This is a genomic window from Cohnella endophytica (assembly GCF_003628305.1).
GTDB classification, from domain to species: Bacteria; Bacillota; Bacilli; order Paenibacillales; family Paenibacillaceae; genus Cohnella; species Cohnella endophytica.
On sequence record NZ_RBZM01000010.1, the window covers coordinates 250,174 to 272,456 of the forward strand.

The 22,283-nt window shown below is 55.6% G+C and carries 17 protein-coding genes and 1 other annotated feature; of the genes, 11 read left to right on the forward strand and 6 right to left on the reverse strand.

Annotated features, from left to right (window positions below; all coding sequences use genetic code 11):
* Positions 1 to 123: 123 nt before the first annotated feature.
* On the reverse strand, positions 124 to 2,181 hold the full coding sequence (locus D7Z26_RS22910) for a transglycosylase domain-containing protein (protein ID WP_120979338.1): 2,058 nt from the start codon (positions 2,179 to 2,181) through the stop codon (positions 124 to 126).
* Positions 2,182 to 2,401: 220 nt separating this feature from the next.
* Between D7Z26_RS22910 and speE the strand changes: the two genes are divergently transcribed.
* Together speE and speB are read left to right on the forward strand one after the other, a co-directional pair.
* Entirely contained in the window at positions 2,402 to 3,229 is an 828-nt protein-coding gene (speE, locus tag D7Z26_RS22915) for a polyamine aminopropyltransferase (protein WP_120979384.1), read from the forward strand.
* Positions 3,230 to 3,261: 32 nt separating this feature from the next.
* Entirely contained in the window at positions 3,262 to 4,134 is an 873-nt protein-coding gene (gene speB, locus D7Z26_RS22920; protein ID WP_120979339.1) for an agmatinase, read from the forward strand.
* 312 nt (positions 4,135 to 4,446) lie between these two features.
* Here speB and argS (D7Z26_RS22925) read toward each other — a convergent pair whose 3' ends face one another.
* Positions 4,447 to 6,174: an arginine--tRNA ligase gene (argS, locus tag D7Z26_RS22925; RefSeq protein ID WP_120979340.1), complete on the reverse strand. Its 1,728-nt coding sequence runs from the start codon at positions 6,172 to 6,174 to the stop codon at positions 4,447 to 4,449.
* Positions 6,175 to 6,217: 43 nt separating this feature from the next.
* Positions 6,218 to 6,437 (reverse strand) — a binding site (T-box leader).
* Positions 6,438 to 6,561: 124 nt separating this feature from the next.
* On the opposite strand from argS (D7Z26_RS22925), the gene D7Z26_RS22930 reads away from it, so the two are divergent.
* Together D7Z26_RS22930 and argS (D7Z26_RS22935) are read left to right on the forward strand one after the other, a co-directional pair.
* Positions 6,562 to 6,981 (forward strand): DUF1934 domain-containing protein, encoded by a 420-nt coding sequence (locus D7Z26_RS22930; protein ID WP_120979341.1) that lies wholly within the window; start codon positions 6,562 to 6,564, stop codon positions 6,979 to 6,981.
* The gene (argS, locus tag D7Z26_RS22935) at positions 6,978 to 8,660 is read left to right on the forward strand and encodes an arginine--tRNA ligase (protein WP_120979342.1); all 1,683 of its coding nucleotides are present in this window, start codon (positions 6,978 to 6,980) and stop codon (positions 8,658 to 8,660) included. The genes D7Z26_RS22930 and argS (D7Z26_RS22935) overlap by 4 nt, the downstream gene beginning before the upstream one ends.
* Positions 8,661 to 8,672: 12 nt before the next feature.
* On the opposite strand, the gene D7Z26_RS22940 is transcribed toward argS (D7Z26_RS22935), so the two are convergent.
* Positions 8,673 to 9,809, reverse strand: a complete 1,137-nt coding sequence (locus tag D7Z26_RS22940) for a S8 family peptidase (RefSeq protein WP_120979343.1) — start codon at positions 9,807 to 9,809, stop codon at positions 8,673 to 8,675.
* Positions 9,810 to 10,248: 439 nt separating this feature from the next.
* Here D7Z26_RS22940 and rpoE point away from each other — a divergent pair, with 439 nt between their 5' ends.
* The 7 genes from rpoE to D7Z26_RS22975 all read left to right on the forward strand — a co-directional run bounded on the left by rpoE (position 10,249) and on the right by D7Z26_RS22975 (position 18,269).
* Positions 10,249 to 10,833 carry a DNA-directed RNA polymerase subunit delta gene (rpoE, locus tag D7Z26_RS22945; RefSeq protein ID WP_120979344.1) on the forward strand — a complete coding sequence of 195 codons (585 nt, stop codon included), beginning with the start codon at positions 10,249 to 10,251 and terminating at the stop codon, positions 10,831 to 10,833.
* 223 nt (positions 10,834 to 11,056) lie between these two features.
* Complete coding sequence (locus D7Z26_RS22950; RefSeq protein ID WP_120979385.1) at positions 11,057 to 12,661, forward strand: CTP synthase; 1,605 nt, start codon at positions 11,057 to 11,059, stop codon at positions 12,659 to 12,661.
* Positions 12,662 to 12,868: 207 nt separating this feature from the next.
* The gene (locus tag D7Z26_RS22955) at positions 12,869 to 13,264 is read left to right on the forward strand and encodes a response regulator (protein ID WP_120979345.1); all 396 of its coding nucleotides are present in this window, start codon (positions 12,869 to 12,871) and stop codon (positions 13,262 to 13,264) included.
* Between the two features lie 139 nt (positions 13,265 to 13,403).
* Complete coding sequence (gene fba, locus D7Z26_RS22960) at positions 13,404 to 14,258, forward strand: class II fructose-1,6-bisphosphate aldolase (RefSeq protein ID WP_120979346.1); 855 nt, start codon at positions 13,404 to 13,406, stop codon at positions 14,256 to 14,258.
* Positions 14,259 to 14,377: 119 nt separating this feature from the next.
* Positions 14,378 to 15,628 carry a UDP-N-acetylglucosamine 1-carboxyvinyltransferase gene (locus D7Z26_RS22965; protein ID WP_120979347.1) on the forward strand — a complete coding sequence of 417 codons (1,251 nt, stop codon included), beginning with the start codon at positions 14,378 to 14,380 and terminating at the stop codon, positions 15,626 to 15,628.
* A gap of 5 nt (positions 15,629 to 15,633) precedes the next feature.
* Positions 15,634 to 16,998, forward strand: coding sequence for a transcription termination factor Rho (gene rho / locus D7Z26_RS22970; RefSeq protein ID WP_120979386.1), 1,365 nt, complete (start codon positions 15,634 to 15,636; stop codon positions 16,996 to 16,998).
* Positions 16,999 to 17,018: 20 nt separating this feature from the next.
* A complete protein-coding gene (locus D7Z26_RS22975; protein ID WP_120979348.1) occupies positions 17,019 to 18,269 on the forward strand; it encodes a radical SAM protein in 1,251 nt (416 codons plus the stop codon).
* A 315-nt stretch (positions 18,270 to 18,584) separates the two neighbouring features.
* Here the strand turns inward: D7Z26_RS22975 and D7Z26_RS22980 are convergent, their stop codons facing one another.
* Genes D7Z26_RS22980 through D7Z26_RS22990 form a run of 3 tightly spaced genes read right to left on the reverse strand, consistent with a single transcriptional unit; the run spans position 18,585 to position 22,231 of the window.
* Positions 18,585 to 20,426, reverse strand: a complete 1,842-nt coding sequence (locus D7Z26_RS22980; RefSeq protein ID WP_120979349.1) for a glycoside hydrolase family 127 protein — start codon at positions 20,424 to 20,426, stop codon at positions 18,585 to 18,587.
* A 30-nt stretch (positions 20,427 to 20,456) separates the two neighbouring features.
* Entirely contained in the window at positions 20,457 to 21,287 is an 831-nt protein-coding gene (locus D7Z26_RS22985) for a carbohydrate ABC transporter permease (protein ID WP_120979350.1), read from the reverse strand.
* Positions 21,284 to 22,231 (reverse strand): carbohydrate ABC transporter permease, encoded by a 948-nt coding sequence (locus D7Z26_RS22990; protein ID WP_120979351.1) that lies wholly within the window; start codon positions 22,229 to 22,231, stop codon positions 21,284 to 21,286. The genes D7Z26_RS22985 and D7Z26_RS22990 overlap by 4 nt, the downstream gene beginning before the upstream one ends.
* Between the last annotated feature and the right edge of the window lie 52 nt (positions 22,232 to 22,283).

The following is a 22,283-nucleotide window of genomic DNA, read 5'->3' on the forward strand; positions in this document are numbered from 1 at the left end:
ACCGATTCCCCGGCGTTCGGGAAGCGGATCCGGGGCTTCCCGGGCATGCGGGAAAGCAAGAAGACCCGGGCGGAGAGTTCCCGCGCGAGTCTTCTTCTGAAAGGCTTTCTTCTATGCGGATTTTTATATGCCGACCCAGCGGCGGAACTTCTTCCACATGGACCGATTGCCTCCGTATCCGTTTCCTTGCTCCGCTTCCGAAGACCTGTGAACGTTGCAGGATTCGGTCGGCTCCGTTCCGGCGAGGAAAGTTTCCAATACGGGGTTCGGACAATCCGGCGAGGCCAGCAGGTGGTTGACGGGATCTACCCATACGTTGACGACGCCTTCTTCCGGTATAGGGAAGGGTTGCGGCGGAAAGCTTTCGAGCGCCGTTTCCGTGAACCGGGCGAAAATCGGAGCGGCACGATGAGCTTCGCTTGAAGTAATCGGGCGCCCCCGGTCGTATCCGACCCACACCGCGGTCGCGAGCTCCGGCGTGTAGCCTACGAACCAGGCGTCGGAATCGGTCGTGCCCGTCTTGCCCGCGACGGGGCGCTGTAACAGATTGGCTACGCGATGCGCGGTACCTCCGGAATCGAAGACGCTCTCAAGCAAATGAGTCGTCACGTAAGCTAACGCCGGAGTAATGACCTGCTCGCCACGGGGATGCGCTTCGTACAGCGTCTTCCCGTTGCGGTCTTCGATGCTCGTGATCGCGATCGGAACATTTTTCTTGCCTTCGTTCGCGAATGCCGAGAATGCGGAGGCCATCTCGAACGGACTAACCGGAAACGTGCCGAGAGCGAGCGAGGGGACGGCTTTAAGGGGCGCGGTGATACCTAATCTGCGAGCCATGTCGATGACCGCCTCGGGACCGACCTGCATGATCGTATTGACCGCATAGATGTTGTCGGATGCCGCGATTGCCTGCTTCAAGCCGATTTCCCCGTTGAAGTAACGGTCGTTATAGTTGCTGGGGCGATAAATTTGCCTATCGTGGTCGAAGTAGAACATCGTCGGCTCGCTGCGAAACCGAGTGTCCTCCGTAACCGAATGTTGCTCCAGCGCCGAAGCGTACAAGATAGCTTTGAAAGACGATCCGGGTTGGCGAGTTCGAGCGAATACGCGGTTAAACTGATTGCTCCGATAGTTTCTTCCGCCGATCATCGCTTTGATATAGCCGTTGCGAGGATCGATGGCGATAAGCGCCGTCTGCAGCGCGGCGTTGCCGCCTTGAAGCCCTTTTTTGACCGCCGCTTCGGCTTTCCGTTGCATGCCGACGTCCAGCGTCGTGCGGATCGTGAGTCCGCCTTCGTTCATTAGACGCTCGTCGATGCCGATTTGCTCGATGGCCACCTTCTTGACGTAATCCGCGAAGTACGGAGCCGAGCGTTCCTCTTCTTCGGGCAACGGGCGAACGGCAACGGGCTGTTTCGCTGCGAGTTCCGCATGTTCTTCCGATAATTGATCCGTGTCTTGCATCGCTTGCAGCACCGTCTTCTGCCGGGCGCGGGCTTCCGTCGGATGGAGATGGGGAGAGTAATAACGCGGTCCTTTCGGAATGCCGGCCAGCAGCGCGCTCTCCGCTAACGTCAGCTCTTTGGCCGATTTATTGAAGTATAGCCGGGAAGCCGCTTCGGCGCCGTACGCTCCGTGGCCGTAATAGATTTGGTTGAGGTACAGCTCCAGAATTTCATCCTTGGAATAGGTTTGCTCCAAGCGCGCCGCATACCATGCTTCCTTCAGCTTGCGGGTCCACGTTCTCTCGTGCGACAAATACAAGTTACGGGCAAGCTGTTGGGTTAACGTGCTCGCTCCCTGTTCTTTGGACATATGCCGCATATCGACCCAGGCCGCCCTCGCCATGCCGCGCAGGTCGACGCCCGCGTGATCGTAGAACCGACGGTCTTCGACCGAGAGGGTCGCTTTGACGAGCCAAGGCGAAATATCGGACAGCTTCGCGATTTGCCGGTTTATTCCTCCCTGCAAGGAGGCGATGAGCTGGCCGTTCGTGTCGACGATTCTCGTCGATTGCATCGTCGCTCCCGCCGGTAACGGAGCGTATCGGAGCAGCAGGAAACCCGTTCCCGCGAACGCGAGAAGGGCGAATAAGGTCATCCAGCCCAGCCTTCGGCGCAGCTTGCCCCAACGTGAAAGCGGAGCGGCTACGGGGCTGTCGGTACGCGCTTTATTTTCCATGAATGAGGCCCCTTTACCTTCCGCGAGGAATTCGTTTCCTCTTAGTATGGGACCCGATCGAAATGGCTATTCCTTCTATATAAAATAGGCGAATATTAGGCGAAAGTTAAAATAGGGGTATAAGGTTGCAATTTGGCGTTGATTTTATATAATACATGTTGTTCGGTACATTCTAGCAGGCGTATTATAGCGAAGAGAAAGCAGGGATCACATGTCTTCCATGGAACTGTGGTACACGGAGAAGCAAACCGAGAATTTCGGTATAACGATGAAAATCAAACGCACGATGGTACACGAGCAAACGGATTTCCAAGAGCTTGCGATGATCGAGACGGAAGAGTACGGCAACATGCTCGTGCTGGACGGAATGGTCATGACGACCGAGAAGGACGAATTCGTCTATCACGAGATGGTTGCGCACCCTGCGCTGTTCACGCATCCTAATCCGGAGAACGTGCTTGTTGTCGGCGGCGGAGACGGCGGCGTTATCCGCGAGGTGCTGAAGCATCCTCAGGTGAAAAAAGCCGTTCTTGTCGATATCGACGGAAAAGTCATCGAATACTCGAAACAATATTTGCCGTCTATCGCAGGAAAATTGGAAGATCCTCGTGTCGAAGTGATCGTCAACGACGGATACATGCACATCCATGACCATAAAAATACTTACGACGTTATCATGGTTGATTCGACCGAGCCGGTCGGACCTGCCGTGAACCTGTTCACGAAAGGTTTCTACCAAGGCATCTACGACGCGCTGAAAGATGACGGGATTTTCGTCGCGCAGACGGACAATCCTTGGTTCAAAGCCGATCTTATTCAAAGCGTTAACCGCGACGTGAAGGAAGTATTCCCGATCGTCCGCGTATATATCGCGAACATTCCGACTTACCCGAGCGGCCTATGGACATTTACGATGGGTAGCAAGAAACACGATCCTCTGGCCGTCGAAGAGTCCGCGATTCCTGAGCTGGATACCAAATACTACACGCCGCGTTTGCACAAAGCCGCGTTCGTTCTGCCTAAGTTCGTAGAAGATCTGACGAAATAAGATAAGCCTAACCGGCGAGAAGGAGACACACCATGCGTTTAAATCAAGCTTACTCCGGCAACGTGTTCATCTGCAGTTCCGACGACTACGCGGCATCCAAAGCCGTTATCTACGGAATGCCGATGGACTATACCGTTTCATTCCGTCCGGGCTCGCGTTTCGGTCCGGGCCGCATTCGCGAAGCTTCCGTCGGACTGGAAGAATATAGCCCTTACTTAGATCGTAGCATCGTCGACTTGGAATACTTCGACGCGGGCGATCTGATGTTGCCGTTCGGCAACGCTGCTAAGAGCCTCGACATTATCGGGGATTTCGTCCGCGGCGTGCTGGCCGACGATAAAATTCCGGTAGGCCTCGGCGGGGAACACCTCGTGAGCTGGCCGGTTATCCAAGAGGTATACAAGAAGTATCCGGATCTCGCGATTCTTCACTTCGACGCGCATACCGATTTGCGCGAAGAATACGAAGGCGAGCCGCTGTCCCACTCCACGCCGCTGCGCAAAGCCGCAGAGCTGATGGGACCGTCGAATATTTACCAGTTCGGCATTCGCTCGGGTTCCAAGGAAGATTGGACCTATGCTCAGGAATCGGGCATCCACTTCCATCCGTTCGAGGTTGCCGAACCGTTGAAGAAGGAGCTTCCTTCCTTGGCCGGGCGTCCCGTATACGTGACGATCGATATCGACGTGCTGGATCCTTCCGCCGCCCCGGGAACGGGAACGACGGAAGCGGGAGGCATCACGTCGAAGGAATTGCTCGAAGCGATTCACGCGATCGCCCGTTCTGGCGTGAACGTCGTAGGCTTCGACCTCGTCGAAGTGGCTCCGATCTACGACCCTACGGAAATGACTCCGATCGTCGCATCGAAGTTCATTCGGGAGATGCTGCTGGGATTCGTTAAGTAATATCCGTTAGGTTATCTTTCATATGCGAATGTAAAAACCCCCAAATTCCGTTATTTCACGGAAATTGGGGGATTTTCGTTTAGCGGATAAGCTTGATATGTTGATCGGGCACCTAAAATGCGGCACGTAGTACGCTCACAGCGTGCTAATTGTTCATTTGTCGTACCACGCCCACCGTGACCTGGCGCCCCGCGCACCAAATGCCCGCGATGGTCATGCGGCCGCATCATCGCCCAACCGCCGCTCGCCACCAGTCGCTCACCTCTCGCCACAGTCGCTCACCGCTCGCCATCAGTCGCCCGCGGCTCGCGCTCACATCTCCTGAGGAGCCTCGATGCCGAGCATCGCCAACCCATGGCTCAGTACGTTAGCAACGGCGGCGGCGAGGCTGAGCTGCGAGAACACGACGGCTTTGTCCGCGTCGGCGGTTAAGATTTTGCCGGAGTTGTAGAAGCGGTTGAAATCCTTCGCCAAGTCCAACAGGTACCTCGCGACGACGAACGGCTCGTTGTCTTTGACCGCTTCCTGCAAGACGGTCTCGTAGCGTGACAGCGTCTTCGCGCATTCCCAGGTGGACTCCGACGCGAGGTGCGATCCGTTAACGGAATAGGAGTCGCCCAGAACCGAATAATTCCCCCTGGCGAGCAGGCTCCGGATCCGCGCGTGCGTGTATTGCAGGTAAGGCCCCGTCTCCCCGTCGAAGCTGACCGCGTCCTCCAGATTGAAGTCGACGGAAAGCTGGCGATGATGCTTCAAGTCTCCGAATATAACGGCCCCTACGCCGACCGCTTTGGCAACTTTTTCCTTGTCCTTTAGTTCGGGGCTTTTCTCCAGGATGATTTGCAACGCGCGTTCGACGGCTTCGTCCAATACTTCCTCGAGGAATACGACTTTGCCTTTGCGGGTAGACATTTTCTTGCCGTTCACCGTCATCAGGCCGAACGGGACGTGCCGGCATTCCTCCGCCCAACTATGCCCCATCTTCTCCAGGACGGCGAACACCTGCCGGAAATGCAGGCTTTGCTCCGCGCCGACCACGTAAAGAATTTCGTCCGCGTGCATTTCCTGTTTCCGGTAGATCGCCGTAGCAAGGTCGCGTACCCCGTAGATCGTCGAGCCGTCCTTTTTCAGGATAATACATGGCGGCAACCCCAGCTCTTCCAAGCGCACGACTTGCGCACCATCGCTCTCCTCCAGTAAAGCCTGCTCGCGAAGCGCGGAGACCACGCCATCGATCTTGTCGTTGTAGAAGCTTTCGCCCAAATAATGATCGAATTTTACGCCCAAACGAGCATACACCCGGTGGAACTCCTTCATGCTCTCGTCGACGAAATATTGCCATAACCTCCGAGTCTCGTCATCGCCGTTCTCCAAGTTCGCGAACGCCTCGCGAGCTTCGTCTTCCAGCCCGGGCTCCCGTTCGATTTCCTCGTGGAACTTCACGTACAGCCGCAAGCTCTCTTTGATCGGCTCGGACTCGAGCGCCTCCCGCGTTCCCCATCTTCGGTAGGCAACGATCAGCTTGCCGAATTGCGTTCCCCAGTCCCCGAGATGGTTGACGTTCTCCGCCTTGTAGCCGGTCGCCCGGTACAAGTTGACCAACGCGTTGCCGATCATCGTCGAACGAAGATGCCCGATGCCTAACGGTTTGGCGATATTGGGAGACGACATGTCGATGACGACGCGTTTGTCTTGCCCGACCGCCGAGAGACCGTATCCTTCCTCCAACGCCGCCTCGACGATATCGCTCTTCCAATGCGCGTCCGCGAAAAAGAGGTTCAAGTAACCTCCGATCGCGGATGCCCGAATGCCGCCTCCGAAAGCTTCCTCTCCATTACCGCCGCCTGAATTCACCTGGCCGGCAAGCCGTTCGGCGATCATCTGAGGCGACTGCCTCAACGTTTTCGCGAACGTGAAGCAGGGAAGGCAAACGTCGCCCATTTCCCTCTTGGGGGGAACCTCGAGCATTCCGAGCAATTGCTCCGCCGTTATCGACGGCAAGTGAGGCGCGATGGCCGCTGCCGCGCTTTTCATTAACATGACGTATAACCTCCTCCGGATAAAATAAAAATCCCCCGTCTCGTTAAGAGACGGAGGATGAGTCCGCGGTACCACTCTTATGGCAATCCCCACCTGGCGGGAGTCCACTTGATGCGTTAACGGCAGCTGCCGGGTTTCCCTACTTTCGTTTTCAGGAAACCGACTCCCGAGTGCGCTTCTCTCGATGTCCCGTGCCGGCTTGCACCTTCCCGGCTCGCTGATAACAAGGATCATGGAGATACTCTCTCGTTCATCGTCGTTTTCGTTATTTTTCTCAGTATAGCCATCTCCTTCGCCGCTTACAACCCTCAATTTCCCCATTTGAATTGAAAGGACGAACTGTATATAGTATTAACAAGAGTAAAGTGGGAATTGGGAGAGGGAACGATGCCAGACAAGCGCAGCGTGATCGTCGGATTCCACAGCCGGCAACAAGACGGCGCCTCGGAGCGGCTTGAAATGCCGGGGGAGCTGTACCGGTTGGAAACCGGGTGGGTGCTTACGTATCTGGAGCCCGCGGACGAGAACGGCAAAGAAACGAACAATACCCTGTTCATACACGGGAACGAGCTAAGGCTCAGACGCCGGGGGACGATCTATTTCGAGCAGCTTTTCCGCAAGGGAGAGTCGCTACCGGGCAAGATGGAAACTCCCTATGGTACCCACGAGGTAGAAGCGATTACGTCCCGTTTGGAATCCGAGCTGTCGGAATCCGGGGGCGTGCTGGAATGGAAATACGAGTTGACTATGCATGGGGTAACGGCCGGGGTGTTTCACATCCGGCTCGACATTCGGGAGGAACAATGACGATGAACGTATTGGAACAACTGCAAACATCGGTGAAGGAAGCGCTGGCCGAAGCGGCATTGGCGGCGGGGCTTGTCTCGTCGGAGGACGAATTGCCGGCGATTACGCTGGAAGTGCCTAAGGATAAGACGCACGGGGACTTGGCGACGAACTTGGCGATGCAACTGACGAAAATCGCGAAGAAAAATCCAAGACAGATCGCCGAAGCGATTATCGGCAATCTTCAACCGGGACGCGCTTCGATACAATCCGCGGAGATCGCTGGCCCCGGCTTTATCAATTTCCGGCTCGACAAGAGCTACCTGCATCCCGTTGTCGGACAGGTGCTCGAGCAAGGCGCGCAATACGGAAACATGAACGCCGGCCAAGGCAAAAGAGTGCAAGTCGAATTCGTCAGCGCGAACCCGACGGGAAGTCTGCATCTGGGACACGCGCGGGGAGCCGCGGTCGGCGACGCGCTCTGCAACGTGCTATCGGCGGCGGGATACGAAGTGACGCGAGAATATTACATTAACGACGCGGGCAATCAAGTGAACAATCTCGCCCGTTCGATCGAAGCCCGTTACCGCCAAGCGCTCGGCCAAGACGCCGAAATGCCGGAGGACGGCTACCATGGCGAGGATATCGTCGGTTTCGCCAAGGAATTGGCGGCGGAGCAAGGCGACCGTCTGTTGAGCTTGGGCGACGAAGAACGTTTCGACTATTTCCGCACGTACGGACTAGACAAAGAATTGGCTAAGATCAAACGCGATCTGGGTCGGTTCGGAGTTCAATTCGACGAATGGTATAGCGAAACGTCGCTCTACGAGAACGACAAAGTGACCGAAGTGCTCGCCGCGCTTCGGGCTCAAGGTCACGTGTACGAGCAGGATGGCGCCGTATGGTTGGCGTCCACGACGTTCGGCGACGACAAGGACCGCGTGCTCGTCAAGAACGACGGCAGCTATACGTACCTGACGCCGGATGCCGCGTATCATATGGATAAGTACAAACGCGGCTACGACCAGATGATCAATATCTGGGGAGCCGATCACCACGGTTACATCCCGCGGATGAAGGCGGCAATGGCAGCGCTCGGCAACGATCCGGACAAGCTGACGGTACTCATCGCGCAGATGGTCAGCCTTTTCCAGAACGGCGAGAAGGTCAAGATGTCCAAGCGTACCGGCAAAGCCGTCACGATGGAAGATTTGATGGACGAGGTCGGAGTCGACGCCATCCGCTATTTCTTCACGATGCGGAGCATGGACTCTCATCTGGATTTCGACATGGATCTCGCGGTATCGAAATCCAACGAGAATCCCGTTTTCTACGTGCAGTACGCCCATGCTCGGATTTGCAGCATTTTCCGCCAAGCGGAAGAGCAAGGCGTTGCCGTACTGCCATGGCAGCAAGCGGACCTGTCGAAGCTCGTCGCCGAGCAGGAATACGATTTGCTTCGCAAAATCGGCGAATTGCCGGAAGCGATAGCGGATTCCGCCCGCAACTACGCGCCGCATGCCATTATTCGATACGTGTACGAGCTTGCGTCGCAATTCCACAGCTACTACAAAGCGGAGCGGGTCATTACCGAGGACGCGGAGCAAAGCCAAGCCCGATTACAACTGCTCGCGGCTATCCGGATCACGATCGCTAACGCGCTAGCGCTCGTCGGCGTTTCCGCGCCGGAGAAAATGTAATTTTTCGATCCGCTAGTACCGATCGGCGGCTTTGATCATACGCATTACGTTCAGCTCTCCGGCCGCCCGGAGAGCTTTGCCGTTTCTCAGAGGCTTAGCCGACGATTTCACGATCGCCTTGATCTGGGCCGGGGTTAACTCGGGCTTCAACGAAAGCAGCAGGGCGATCGCGCCCGTCACGTGCGAGGTAGCCATCGAAGTGCCGCTCATCTCGCGATGTTTGCCGCGCGGCCAGGCGGACACGATACGATCGCCGGGAGCGTACACGTCGATGGAAGGACTGCGGTTCGTGAAGGGAGCGATCCGTCTTTGCAAGTTCGTGGCGCCAACGGCGATCGTATGGTTATAACGCGCGGGATAATCGATTTCCCCGATTCGGCCATCGTTGCCGGAGGAAGCCACGATCAATACGCCCGAATGGTAGGCGTAGTTGACGGCGTTGAGCAGGGCTTTGCTTCGAGTTTTCATGCCGAAGCTCATATTGACGACGTCCATCTGATTGCGAACGCACCATTCGATGCCGAGAATAATATCCGATACGAAAGCCGTGCCGTTATGGTCGAACGCTTTTACGGGATAAATCTTTGACCTGGGGGCGACCCCGATTATGCCGTCGAGCTCGTTGGCCGCGGCAATCGTGCCGGAAATATGAGTACCATGGCCGTTATCGTCTTGGGGCGGATACATGCGTTGCAGCAGATTGATGCCCCTCTCCAAAGAATGGCGAAGGTCGGGATGTTCGAAATCGACGCCCGTATCGATGACCCCTACCTTGACGCGGTAACCGGTCGTACGGCTCCATGCGAGCGGCGCCTGAATATGCTTGACCCCCCATGGGACGCCGGTATCCGTTACGATCGTTCCCATGGGCAGAGCATGGACGCGCATGGGGACGTCTTCCTCCCAATAGGCTTTGCCGATCAAGGAGGGGGGCAAGTCTTCGGGAAATAGCGGACACGATACGGCGCGGATGAGGCTTAATCGTCGGATGTTCCGAAGCGGCTTGGCGCGAAGGCGATCCGCCCGCAACGTTTGCACGAACTTATCGTAATCCTCGGGATTCCAGAAGCGGAGGATGCTCCTGCGCCCGTGTTCTTCGGAGGAGCGGGTGGAGCGGCGGAGCCACTCCGCGATTTCGCTTGCGTCCAATGCGGCTTCCCTCCCGGACGATTGTACAGCTGGGCGAAAGGTAGGTAAGGAGCGTCCCGTGCTGCCGTGTCCTCTACTGTATGAAGGGGGGCCGATAAAAGCTTGGGAATGTCGCCTTTTTTGACTGGAAATAGGCGGCGTTCCGTGTCATTTCCCGTCTATCGACATACGATGAATGGAGAGTTTCCCGGCGAGACTCTTGGTCATGCCGGTTCCTCCGCCCGCGGAGCGGCCGGGAAGGGGTACAGTCGAAAAGCGAAGGTGCGTCCGCCAGAGATGCGCCTTCGCTTTTTCCGTTGCCTTCGGACAAGAAAACTTTTCGCGGGAAGTCCGTTCCCGCGACTTGCATTTTCATACGAAATACGGTTTACTAAAGGTTGACAAATCAACGTGAAGGCGTTTTGCTTGCCGGTTCACATACAGAGAGGATGGAAGTCACGTGAGCGCCGACTACGTGCTGAAACTCGACTCCGAGAAAATTCGCGAGATGCCGATGGTTGACCTGGCCTACGAATTGCTTAAATCAGCGAACACCCCTTTTTACTACCGTGATTTAATGATCGAGATTGCCAAAATGCGAGGCTTGTCCGACAGCCAAGTCGTCGACGTAATTGCCCAACTCTACACGGAGATCAACATCGACGGACGTTTCGCGTGCGTCGGAGGCAACGTTTGGGGCCTTAAACGTTGGTATCCGGTAGAACGCTCCGACGACCCGATGAACGGCGGAGCTAAACGTCCGCGCATCATCAACGATGATGACGACGAAGACGACGACGATCTGTACGGCGAGGAAGAGGATGTTGCATCCGCCGACGAAGAAACCTACGGTCTCTTCGACGAAGAGCGCGAAGAAGTGTTCGAAGAAGGCGAAGAAGCGGCGGAAGCCGACGAAGAGGTTCTCATCGAGGAAGACGACGACGCCGAGATCGAAGGCGAGATCGACGAGAAAGACGACGATGACGACGGATTCGACGAAGACGAGGAAGATTTGGCGGACGACGAGGACGACGAAGAGGCATGATTTAACTCTTCGAATCGTAGCTTGACACCGCAGATTCGACACGTTAAACTTATGCTTGGGCTTTAGAAGCGAGCATTTCCATAGCATAGGAATTTAAAAAGTGCCCCCATTTATTGGGTGACACTTTTTTCTTTTTTCGCCCTGTTTTCTAAGGGCTAAAGCACTAAATTGGTAACGATAATGAGGATGCCGCAAGGGCATGTGGTGGGAGGTTTCGTTCAGAGTGACCAAATACATTTTCGTCACGGGCGGTGTCGTGTCATCGCTAGGCAAAGGAATTACGGCAGCTTCATTGGGGAGGTTGCTTAAGAATCGCGGCCTTAAGGTTACGATTCAGAAGTTCGATCCTTACATTAACGTGGATCCGGGGACGATGAGTCCCTATCAGCACGGGGAAGTATTCGTGACCGACGACGGCGCGGAGACGGACTTGGACTTAGGGCATTACGAGCGGTTCATCGACATTAACCTTTCGAAGAACAGCAACGTGACGACTGGTAAAATTTATTCGACGGTCATCAGCAAAGAACGTCGCGGCGAATACCTCGGCGGAACGGTGCAGGTTATTCCCCACATTACGAACGAAATCAAAGACCGCGTCTTCCGCGCAGGCAAGGAAGCCGGCTCCGACGTCGTGATCACGGAGATCGGAGGAACGGTAGGCGACATCGAGAGCTTGCCTTTCCTTGAAGCGATCCGTCAGATCAAGAGCGACATCGGCCGCGACAACGTAATGTATATTCACGTTACGCTCATTCCTTACATTAAAGCTGCCGGAGAAGTGAAGACGAAGCCGACGCAGCATAGCGTCAAAGAATTGCGCAGCATCGGGATCCAGCCGAACATGATCGTGTGCCGCACGGAATATCCTTTGGCCGAAGATCTGAAACGCAAGATCGCGCTGTTCTGCGATATCGACGCCAACGCGGTCATCGAATGCCGCGACGCTTCGACCTTGTACGAGGTTCCTCTTAACCTGCGCGAGCAAGGGTTGGACGATTACGTCGTCAAGCATCTGAACCTGAATGTGGGCGCGCCCGAAATGACGGAGTGGGAAGCTCTCGTTGCTCGCGTCAAATCGCTTAAGAAGACGACGGAAATCGCCATCGTGGGCAAATACGTCGCTCTGCACGACGCATACCTCAGCATCGTCGAATCGTTGGCGCATGCCGGCATCGACGCGGACGCGGAAGTGAAAATCCGTTGGGTCAACGCGGAAGAGATTACGCCAGGCAATGTAGGCGAATTGCTCGGTGGCGTTAACGGCGTTCTCGTTCCCGGCGGTTTCGGGGATCGGGGAATCGAAGGCAAGATTACCGCGATTCGTTACGCCCGCGAGAGCGGCACGCCGTTCTTCGGTATCTGCCTCGGCATGCAAGTAGCGGTCGTCGAATACGCGCGCAGCATGGTCGGCTTGGATGGCGCGAACAGCTCCGAGATCCACCCCGCTACGCCTTATCCGGTTATCGATCTTCTGCCCGAGCAGAAAGATATCGAAGACTTGGGCGGGACGATGCGTCTCGGCTTGTACCCTTGCAAGCTCATTCCGGGCAGCTTGGCCGCGCAATGCTACGGCGACGAGCTCGTCTACGAACGTCACCGTCACCGGTACGAGTTCAACAACGAATACCGCGAGCGTATCGAGTCGGCGGGATTGCGCATTTCCGGTACGTCTCCGGACGGACGCCTCGTGGAGATGGTCGAGCTTCCGGATCATCCATGGTTTTTGGCGGTTCAATTCCATCCGGAATTCACGTCCCGTCCGAATCGCCCGCAACCGCTGTTCCGCGAGTTCGTGAAGGCGGCGCTTCGCCGTTCGGAAGCCTAATCGCGCACCGCACATGAATAAAAACCGTTCAGGCAGCTCGCCTGAACGGTTTTTTTGCATATCGGCGGCATTCCGCGGTATGGAAGAGTTGTTAACCGATAATAATATATATTTAAGTTGCGCTACATAATTTTTACAAATAATCAGGAGGAATTATGACATCCTTTCACGAATAAAGCTAGGATAGTGAATCGGGGGGATGAGCTCTTGGAGAAGAAGAAGTTATTAATCGTAGATGATCAAGTGGGCATCCGGATTTTGCTATTGGAAGTGTTCGCGACGGAAGGTTACGATACTTTCCAGGCGGCGAATGGCAAAGCAGCTCTTGAAATCGTAAGAAGCCATCGTCCGGACTTGGTTTTGCTGGACATGAAGATTCCCGGAATGGACGGATTGGAAATACTGAAGCAGATCAAAGAATACGATCGCAACATTAAAGTCATCATGATGACCGCTTATGGCGAGCTGGATATGATCAAAGAAGCGACCGATCTCGGCGCGCTCATGCATTTTACGAAACCGTTCGATATCGACGAGATGCGGCTGGCCGTTAACATGCAGATGGGCGGAGACGCGGCTTCGCGTTTCGCGACCGGATCCTAACCCGATAACGACTCACCGACTTGCGGTCAAGCTGGAAACACCCGTTCGGTTTACTTCGCAAAGTCATTTTGTGTTATAATAACGCAGTATGTACGAGTCGTGAGAAATCGAATGAAAACCGCAGGAGGAATTTTACATTATGCCATTAGTATCGATGACCGAATTTTTGCCACAGGCCAAAGCAGGTAAATACGCAGTCGGCCAGTTCAACATGAACAACCTGGAGTTCGCTCAAGCGATCACGGACGCGGCGATCGAAGAGAACTCTCCGTTCATCTTCGGCGTAAGCGAAGGCGCCCTGAAATACATGGGCATGGAATACACGGTTGCGATCGCGAAAGCGGCCGCCGAGAAATCCGGTCTTCCTATCGCTTTGCATCTTGACCACGGAAGCAACTTCGATATCGCTATGAAATGTATCCGCGCGGGCTTCTCTTCCGTTATGTTCGACGGTTCGCACCATAGCTTCGAAGACAACATCCGCTTGACCAAAGAAGTCGTTAAAGCCGCTCATGCAATGGGCGTATCCGTTGAAGGCGAGCTGGGAACGATCGGCGGCGTCGAAGACGATCTGAGCGTCGATGAAGAGCACGCTCAATTGGCGAAGCCGGAAGAAGCGATCCGTTTCTACGAAGAAACGGGCGTCGATTGCTTGGCGATCGCGGTAGGTACCGCTCACGGCATGTATAAAGGCGAAGTGAAAATCCACTTCGATATCATTAAAGAAGTCGTCTCCAAAATTCCAGTACCGATCGTTCTGCACGGCGGTTCGGGTGTTCCGGACGAAATGATTCGCGAAGCGATTCTTTCCGGAGCCGGCAAAATCAACGTCAACACGGAAAACCAAGTTGCTTGCACGGCGGCTATCCGCCAAGTTCTCGCTAAAGACGCGGACGTTATCGATCCTCGTAAATACTTGACGCCTGCACGCAACGCGATGAAAGCAGTCGTACAAGAAAAAATCCGTTTGTTCGGAAGCAGCAACAAAGCTTAATCCAACTCAACATTATTTTGTATGAGATGCGGGAAAACGTCTTTAAAGGCGTTTTCCCGTTCCTTCATGTGCGGGTGATTTCCCTCGCCGCCAACAACACGAGGAGGAAGACGGCATTCATGGATAAATTGATGGTCCGGGGAGGCCGGCCGCTCAGAGGAACGGTCGGAATCAGCGGCGCGAAGAATAGCGCTGTCGCTCTAATTCCCGCAGCAATACTGGCTGAATCGGAAGTGAGGCTGGACAACCTTCCTCAACTCAGCGATGTGGCGGTTTATGCGGAATTGTTAGAAGAGCTAGGGGGCAAGGTAACTTGGCAGGACGATACGATGTCTATCGATCCGTCCGCCATGAGATCGGTGCCGATGCCTAATGGTAGAGTGAAGCTGCTTAGGGCTTCTTATTATTTAATGGGCGCTTTGTTAGGTAGATTCGGCGAAGCGACGATCGGACTTCCGGGAGGATGCAACTTCGAACCGCGGCCGATAGATCAACATATTAAAGGTTTTGAGGCGTTGGGCGCGGAAGTGACCAATGACCATGGTTCCATCCGGATTCGCGCGAAAGAATTAAGGGGCGCCAAGATTTATTTGGACGTCGTCAGCGTTGGAGCGACGATTAACATTATGTTAGCCGCTTCCAGGGCCAAAGGATTGACTTTAATCGAGAATGCGGCCAAAGAGCCCGAGATCATCGACGTGGCTACGCTTCTCAACGCGATGGGAGCGAAGATCAAAGGCGCCGGCACCGAGACGATCCGCATCGAGGGCGTCCAGGAAATGCACGGCTGCAGACATTCGATCATTCCCGATCGCATACAAGCCGGAACATACATGATAGCCGCCGCGGCAACTCGCGGGGATGTCCTTATCGATAATATTATTCCTAAGCACTTGGAAGCCATGACCGCCAAACTGCAGGAGATGGGCGTGCACGTGTACGAGATGGACGAGGCGATTCGCGTCGTCGGACAGTCTCTCTACGAGGCGGTCGACGTGAAGGCGCTAGTGTATCCGGGCTTCGCCACGGATTTGCAATCGCCGATGACCAGCTTGCTGACGCAAGCTCGCGGAGTAAGCGTTCTGTCGGATTACGTGTACAACAATCGCTTCAAACATGTGCCCGAACTAGCCCGCATGGGCGCGAACATTCGGGTGGAAGGCCGTTCCGCCATCATCGAGGGCGGACCTCTTAACGCCGCGAAAGTACGTGCGGCCGATCTTCGCGCCGGAGCCGCTCTTGTCGTCGCGGCGCTAACCGTCGAGGACGGAACGACGGAAATCAGCGGAGTGGAATACATTGACCGGGGTTACGAAAAGCTGGTAACCCAACTTAGCAACTTGGGCGCGGAGGTATGGCGCAACGGCTAGAACGCATGCTGTCGATTTCTGAATACAAAGTGGGGATTCTATTGACGGATTTAATGATGAACGATCTGGAAGGGTTGAAGCTAACCGAGCTGTATAAGCTTGCGAAGCAGCACCAGATCAATAATTACGCACAGATGAAGAAAAAGGAATTGATCATCGCCATCTTGCGCGCGCAAGCGGAACGAAGCGGCTTGATGTTCATGGAAGGCGTATTGGAAGTCCTGCCGGAAGGCTTCGGATTCCTAAGGCCGATCAATTACTTGCCTAGCGCCGAGGACATCTATATCTCGGCCTCTCAGATTCGCAAGTTCGACTTGCGCACGGGTGATCTCGTCTCCGGCAAATGCCGCGCGCCGAAAGAAAGCGAACGTTATTTCGGGCTGCTTCAGGTCAACGCCGTTAACGGCGTCACTCCGGAAACGGCCGCCGAACGTCTGCATTTTCCCGCCCTCACCCCGCTATACCCGCAGAAGAAGATCAAGCTCGAAAATTCACCTACCCATCTCTCCACTCGAATCATGGACCTTGTAGCTCCCGTAGGACTAGGACAACGCGGATTGATCGTCGCGCAGCCTAAAGCAGGCAAAACCTTGCTGTTGAAGGAAATCGCCAACAGCATTGCGACCAATCATCCCGAGATCGATTTGTTCGTGCTCCTGATCGACGAGCGTCCGGAGGAAGTCACGGATATGCAACGTTCGGTGAAGGGCGAAGTTATCGCGTCTACGTTCGACGAGGTGCCCGAGAACCATATCAAGGTTGCCGAGCTGGTGTTGGAACGCGCGTTGCGTCTGGTCGAGCACAAGCGAGACGTCGTGATTTTGTTAGATAGCATTACGAGGCTCGCAAGAGCTTACAACTTGGTCGTTCCGCCATCCGGTCGCACGTTGTCCGGAGGTATTGATCCGGCTTCCTTCCATCGTCCGAAGCGCTTCTTCGGTTCCGCGCGCAATATCGAGGAGGGCGGAAGCCTGACGATCTTGGCTACGGCGCTCGTCGAGACGGGATCGCGTATGGACGATATTATTTACGAAGAGTTTAAAGGTACGGGCAACATGGAGCTGCATCTTGACCGCAAGCTATCGGAACGCCGGATTTTCCCCGCGTTGGATATTCGCCGTTCGGGTACTCGCCGGGAAGAATTGCTGCTTGACCAGGAATCGTTGGATAAACTGTGGGCCATCCGCAAGAGCATGAACGATTCGATGGAGTTCGTGGAGGGCTTCCTCAAGAAGCTGGCGAATACGAAGACGAATCAGGAGTTCCTGGATTCCCTAGATACGAGCGGGTTGCCTAGCGCGCCTAGCCCGTCTTCCTCGGGATCCGGCGGAGTACGCCGTCCGACGAGAAGCAGCCCACCTAGATCATGAAGTAAAGGAGGGCTTAACCTATGCATCTAGTATACGCAGACGAGCAAGGCAATGTATTCGACCATCCCGAACTATATGGTATCGCCCGCAGCGGCAACGATTTGGTGGAGCTTCTCGAAGACGAGCTCATTCCGCTGCCGTCCGGAGCGACCTTAGTCGGACTTCCTTATACGCGCCCGGTCGGAATGGATCCGGTCAGCGGGAAAATGCAAGTACTGCCCGGTTCTTATCAAGCCGTCGGAGCGCTGCTGCCGCAAGGCTTCACCCGGTTTTATGTTCCCGGTTATTCCAAGACGGACAAGACTCAGAAGTTTCCCTTGTTCGGCTATACGGCGGTCGTATGGAAGGACGGCGGCTTCTACGTAGCGGCCGGACAGAGCGACGATCCCGAGCCTTGGGACCCGGAGAACTGCGACCGCAACGAGCTGAAGCTCGAGGTCGACCGGCTGCTTGAGACCTATCCGGACAATAAGCTATATAAGCATTTATCCCATTGCGCGTTGGAGTATGAGTGCCTGACGGCTTCCAATACGTTCTTGCAGCGGCTGGAAGGCGCCGTTCCGGTATCCTTCTCGTGCAACGCGGGTTGTTATGGCTGCATCTCGGAGCAACCGGACGATAGCGGCTTCGTCGCGCCGCAAACGCGGCTGAAGTTCAAACCCGACGTCGAAGAGGTCGTCCAGATCATGCTGGAGCATCTGAAAACGCCGCAATCGATCATCAGCTTCGGCCAAGGTTGCGAAGGCGAGCCTTCGACGCAAGCGAAGACGATTATCGAGGCGATCAAGCGCGTGCGCGAGCAAACCTCGATCGGTTACATCAACATCAATACGAACGCGGGCTTGTCCGATCATATGCGGGCGATTACCGACGCGGGTCTCGACTTGATGCGGGTGAGCACGATCAGCGCGCTCGACGAGCATTACGACGCGTACTACAAGCCGCGCGGCTATACGCTGAAGAACGTAGAGAAATCGCTGAAGTACGCGACGGACAAAGGCGTGTACACCTCGATTAACTACTTGGTTTTCCCGGGCGTAACAGACCGGGAAGAAGAGATCGAAGCAATGATCGAGTTCGCGCGCAGAACCGGACTCAAGCTCATTCAGATGCGCAATCTGAACATCGACCCGGATGCGTACCTGTCTCTGATCCCGCCTGCCAAGGGCGAGATCTACGGGATGAAGACGCTGCTGGACATTTATCGGCAGGAGCTTCCGGACGTCGTCATTGGCTCGTACACTCATGTTCCGCCGGTCGCTCGCCAGTGATTGCCGCACTTGAGTCTCGGAAGCAGAAGAGCAAGCCTTGATGACAGCAACGGTGCAAAACATAAAGCAATCGCCCTTTATTTGGCCAAGATGGTCAAGTAAAGGGCGATTGCTGTTTTTACTACAGGTTTAATCTTATTGCTCTGATCATCTCGACAGGAAGCTTCGGCGTTCGGGCGACGCCGCCAAACTCGGTCACGATGATCGGTTGTCCCTCGTAGGGGTAGCCTTCTACCGAACCCATTGCGGGCGGGGGTATTCGGCGCGGGGCAATGCAATAGCTTGCCTGCTCATGGATAATCCTCCAGTACTCGATTACGATGTATAAATCGCGCCTGTTTCTTTCTCGTTGATCCAAACTTGCATCCAGCCGGGGCGCCGGTTATCCCACGAATAGTACGGAATGAACGTGGCGGGGAGACCTTCCGGATCCCGACCCCGTAGCACCGTCACGCCTCCAAGCGTGTCCGGACAATATTCGCAAGCCAGCTGCAGGTCGGGACGCAGAGTGAACGCGTCGTAGGTAAACGACGGGTTGTCCTCCTGCTCCAGACAATAGACGATCGGGCCCCTCTGTACGGCAAAGCGACCTTGGTTCGCTTCCACCTCCGGCCGCGAATGCACCGTGACCACGGCCATCTCCATCGTATACTCGATGCAATCGCCCGTTTCCCAGCACCGGTCCAGCACAAGGTATCCCCGTTCGACCGTCAGTCGTTCCTCTAGAACCGGCTCCCCGTTCAGCTTCAGACGAAAGCTTCGGCACCAGCCGGGAATACGGAGCAGGATGGGAAAAGAATGCGAATGCTCCGGCTTTACTTCGACTCGCACGCCGCCGTCCCATGGATATCCGGTCCGGGTATCCACATCCACGCGGATGCCGTCCGGAAGACGAAAGGCGACTTGGCCGCCGACGAACTGGTTGAGCGCCAGTCCCCGGTCAGTCAACGCGTACGCATATCCGCCGATGGACGGCAGGAAACGGACCAGATTCGTCGGGCAGCAAGACGTATGGAACCATTCCACCCGGTGATGTTCCCCTTGCGAAGCGAGCGGATTGACATAGAAAAACTTGTCGCCGGACAGCGAGATGCCGGACAGCGCGCCGTTGTACATCACGCGCTCCACGATGTCCGCATACTTGGCATCCCCGAACAGCGCGTTCATCCGCTGGTTCCAGAACGCAAGGGCGAGCGCCGCGCACGTCTCGCAATAGGCGCTCTCGTTCGGCAAATCATAATCGTGCGTGAAGCCTTCGTTGTGCTGCGACGGCCCGATCCCTCCGGTGACGTACATGTTGCGTTCCACCGTATGCGCCCACACGTTATGGAGAGCGTCTACATAGGTCGACTCCCCCGTCTCGCGGACAATATCCGCCATTGCCGCGTAGAGGTACATCGCCCTTACCGCATGGCCCGTCACTTTCCGGATTTCCCTGACCGGTACGTCGTCCTGACAATAGGCCGGACCCCAGTCCGGCTTCTCCCAGATCGCTCCGTGTCCGTGGCCGCGACCACGCTCCTCCAGCAGCCATTGCGACAGCTTCAGATAACGTTCTTCGCCGGTCGTCCGGTACAGCTTAACGAGGGCGAGCTCGATCTCTTCGTGGCCCTCCACCCAATGCCGTTTGTCCGGACCGAACAAGTCGCCGTAATGATCCACCAATCGGCAGGCGACGTCCAGCAGCTTTCGCTTGCCCGTCGCCTCGAAGTACGCGACGGCCGCTTCGATCAGGTGGCCGCCGTTGTACATTTCATGCTTTTCCATGTCGGTCCACTTCGACTGCGGCGCTTGCAGCGTGTAATAGGTCGACAGATAGCCGTCCGTTTCCTGCGCCGAAGCGATAAGATCCACGATCCGGTCGATCTCGGCCTCCAGCGCCGGATCGCGGACGGTCATCAGAGAGTAGGCCGCCCCTTCCAACACCTTGTAGACGTCCGAATCGTCGTAGTACATTCCTTTGTGCTCGCCTTCGGCCGATCCGCCCGCCTTGGCGAAGTTTGCGATGCGTCCCGTCGACTCGCACTGATCCAGACAGGCCCGGAGCGTCACGCTGTTCAGCGTTTCGAGCCGCCGCTTCCAAAATCCGTCCGCCAACGCGACCTGATGGAACGGCACAGGCCGCCAGTGCGCCTGCGCCGAGATGTTTGACGTCATATCCAATCCCCCTTGAATCGCTTCGCGATGCTATCCCTTTAACCCCGTCAGGGTAATGCCTTCCAGGAAATATTTTTGACCGATCAGAAACACGACTACGCAAGGCAGCACGACGGCGGCCGACGCGGCCATCAGCAAGTCCCATTGCGAAGTGTAGGATCCCTGAAACATCTGCAGTCCCAGCGCCAACGTAAATTTTTCGCTCGATTTCAAATAGATCAGCGGTCCGAAAAAGTCGTTCCATGCGCCCAGAAACGTAAACAGCGAAACGACGATGACGGCGGACCGGCTAAGCGGGAGAATGATGCGATAATAGATTTGGAAAAAGCCGGCGCCGTCCACGACCGCCGCTTCGTCGAAATCGCGCGGAATCGTCATGTAAAATTGCCGAAGCAGGAACACGTTGAAGATGCCCCCGCCGAAGTAGGCGGGCAAAACAAGCGGAACGTACGTATCGTAGAACCCGAGCGACTTCCATCCGAGGAACGTCGGGATCAAGGTCACGGCACCCGGCAGCATCATGCTCGACAGCAAAATTCCGAACACGAGGTTCCGCCCCTTCCATTGGATGCGCGAGAAACCGAATGCCGCGATCGTGCTGCTGACGACCGTTCCAACGACGCCGAGAACGACGATCACCGCCGTATTGACGAAGAACTTGTCGAACGGCAAAGTCGTGAGCGCACGGGTAAAATTGTCCCATTTGAACGGATGCGGAATCCAGATTGGCGGCATGACGAAAATTTGCGACAAATCCATCAGAGCGCTGCGGACCATCCAGACCAGCGGAATGAGGAACAAGGCCGATATCGCGACGAGAAAAGCGTATCCGACGCTCAGCTTTAATGTGGAGTCTCTCATGAACGTTCGTCCCCCTCGTAATACACCCACGATTTGGCGGTTCGAAAGACGAGCAGGGTGAAGACCAGGATGATGGCGAACATGATCCACGCAAGGGCGGAAGCATACCCCATCTCCGTGTCCCGGAAGGCCGTCCGCCATAAATAGAACAAATAGAAAAGGCTGGCGTTGTTCGGTCCGCCTTGCGTAAGAATATACGCTTCGCTAAACACCTGGAACGAGCCGATCAGAGTCATGACCGTATTGAAAAAGAGAGTCGGGCTGATCATCGGTATCGTGATGTGCAGAAGCTTGTGCCGCCAACCGCCTCCATCCACTTCGATGGCCTCGTAGTATTGGTCCGGAATGCCGCTTAAGCCCGCCAGGAAAATGACGACGGTACCGCCGATTCCCCATAGCGTGGTAATGACGACGGACGGAATGACGGAGCCTTCGGCGTATAGCCATTGACCCGTCGGAAGATGCAGCCAGCTCAGCGCCGTGTTGACGAGCCCCAGATCCGGGTTCAGTAGCCACATCCAGATTATGGAGGTTGCGACTGCCGGCACGATGTTTGGCAAATAGATTATCGTCCGGAAGATCGACCTTCCTTTGACGTTCATGTTCAGCAGCAGCGCGATTGCGAACGAAATCAGAATCGTGACCGGCACCTTCAGGACAACGTAGTAGAAGGTGACGCCCAGCGATTTGGTGAACAGTTCGTCTTTACCCGAGAGCAGAACGGCATAGTGGTCGAAGCCGATGAAATTCGTCCTTGATTTGAACACGTTGTAGTCGGTCAAACTGAGGATGAAGCTCGCGATCATGGGTCCTGCCGTAAATAAGATAAATCCCAGCGTGGCCGGCAGCGTGAATAACAGCCCGTACAGCAGCGCTTTCCGTTCCCTGGAACGGATCGATTTGCCCCGCGCGGGCGCTGGAGTCGAGAGGATGTCTGTTGTCATTTCGGCCCTCCTTGTTCGAAAGCGATGAAGGTGAACGGACGGCGATCATTAC

What these genes read in the sequence shown, in the direction of transcription:
- D7Z26_RS22910 (WP_120979338.1), bottom strand. Translation starts at nt 2,181, where the DNA reads ATGGAAAATAAAGCGCGTACCGACAGCCCCGTAGCCGCTCCGCTTTCA.
- speE (WP_120979384.1), top strand. Translation starts at nt 2,402, where the DNA reads ATGGAACTGTGGTACACGGAGAAGCAAACCGAGAATTTCGGTATAACG.
- speB (WP_120979339.1), top strand. Translation starts at nt 3,262, where the DNA reads ATGCGTTTAAATCAAGCTTACTCCGGCAACGTGTTCATCTGCAGTTCC.
- argS (WP_120979340.1), bottom strand. Translation starts at nt 6,174, where the DNA reads ATGTTAATGAAAAGCGCGGCAGCGGCCATCGCGCCTCACTTGCCGTCG.
- D7Z26_RS22930 (WP_120979341.1), top strand. Translation starts at nt 6,562, where the DNA reads ATGCCAGACAAGCGCAGCGTGATCGTCGGATTCCACAGCCGGCAACAA.
- argS (WP_120979342.1), top strand. Translation starts at nt 6,978, where the DNA reads ATGACGATGAACGTATTGGAACAACTGCAAACATCGGTGAAGGAAGCG.
- fba (WP_120979346.1), top strand. Translation starts at nt 13,404, where the DNA reads ATGCCATTAGTATCGATGACCGAATTTTTGCCACAGGCCAAAGCAGGT.
- D7Z26_RS22965 (WP_120979347.1), top strand. Translation starts at nt 14,378, where the DNA reads ATGGATAAATTGATGGTCCGGGGAGGCCGGCCGCTCAGAGGAACGGTC.
- rho (WP_120979386.1), top strand. Translation starts at nt 15,634, where the DNA reads ATGCTGTCGATTTCTGAATACAAAGTGGGGATTCTATTGACGGATTTA.
- D7Z26_RS22975 (WP_120979348.1), top strand. Translation starts at nt 17,019, where the DNA reads ATGCATCTAGTATACGCAGACGAGCAAGGCAATGTATTCGACCATCCC.
- D7Z26_RS22980 (WP_120979349.1), bottom strand. Translation starts at nt 20,426, where the DNA reads ATGACGTCAAACATCTCGGCGCAGGCGCACTGGCGGCCTGTGCCGTTC.
- D7Z26_RS22985 (WP_120979350.1), bottom strand. Translation starts at nt 21,287, where the DNA reads ATGAGAGACTCCACATTAAAGCTGAGCGTCGGATACGCTTTTCTCGTC.
- D7Z26_RS22990 (WP_120979351.1), bottom strand. Translation starts at nt 22,231, where the DNA reads ATGACAACAGACATCCTCTCGACTCCAGCGCCCGCGCGGGGCAAATCG.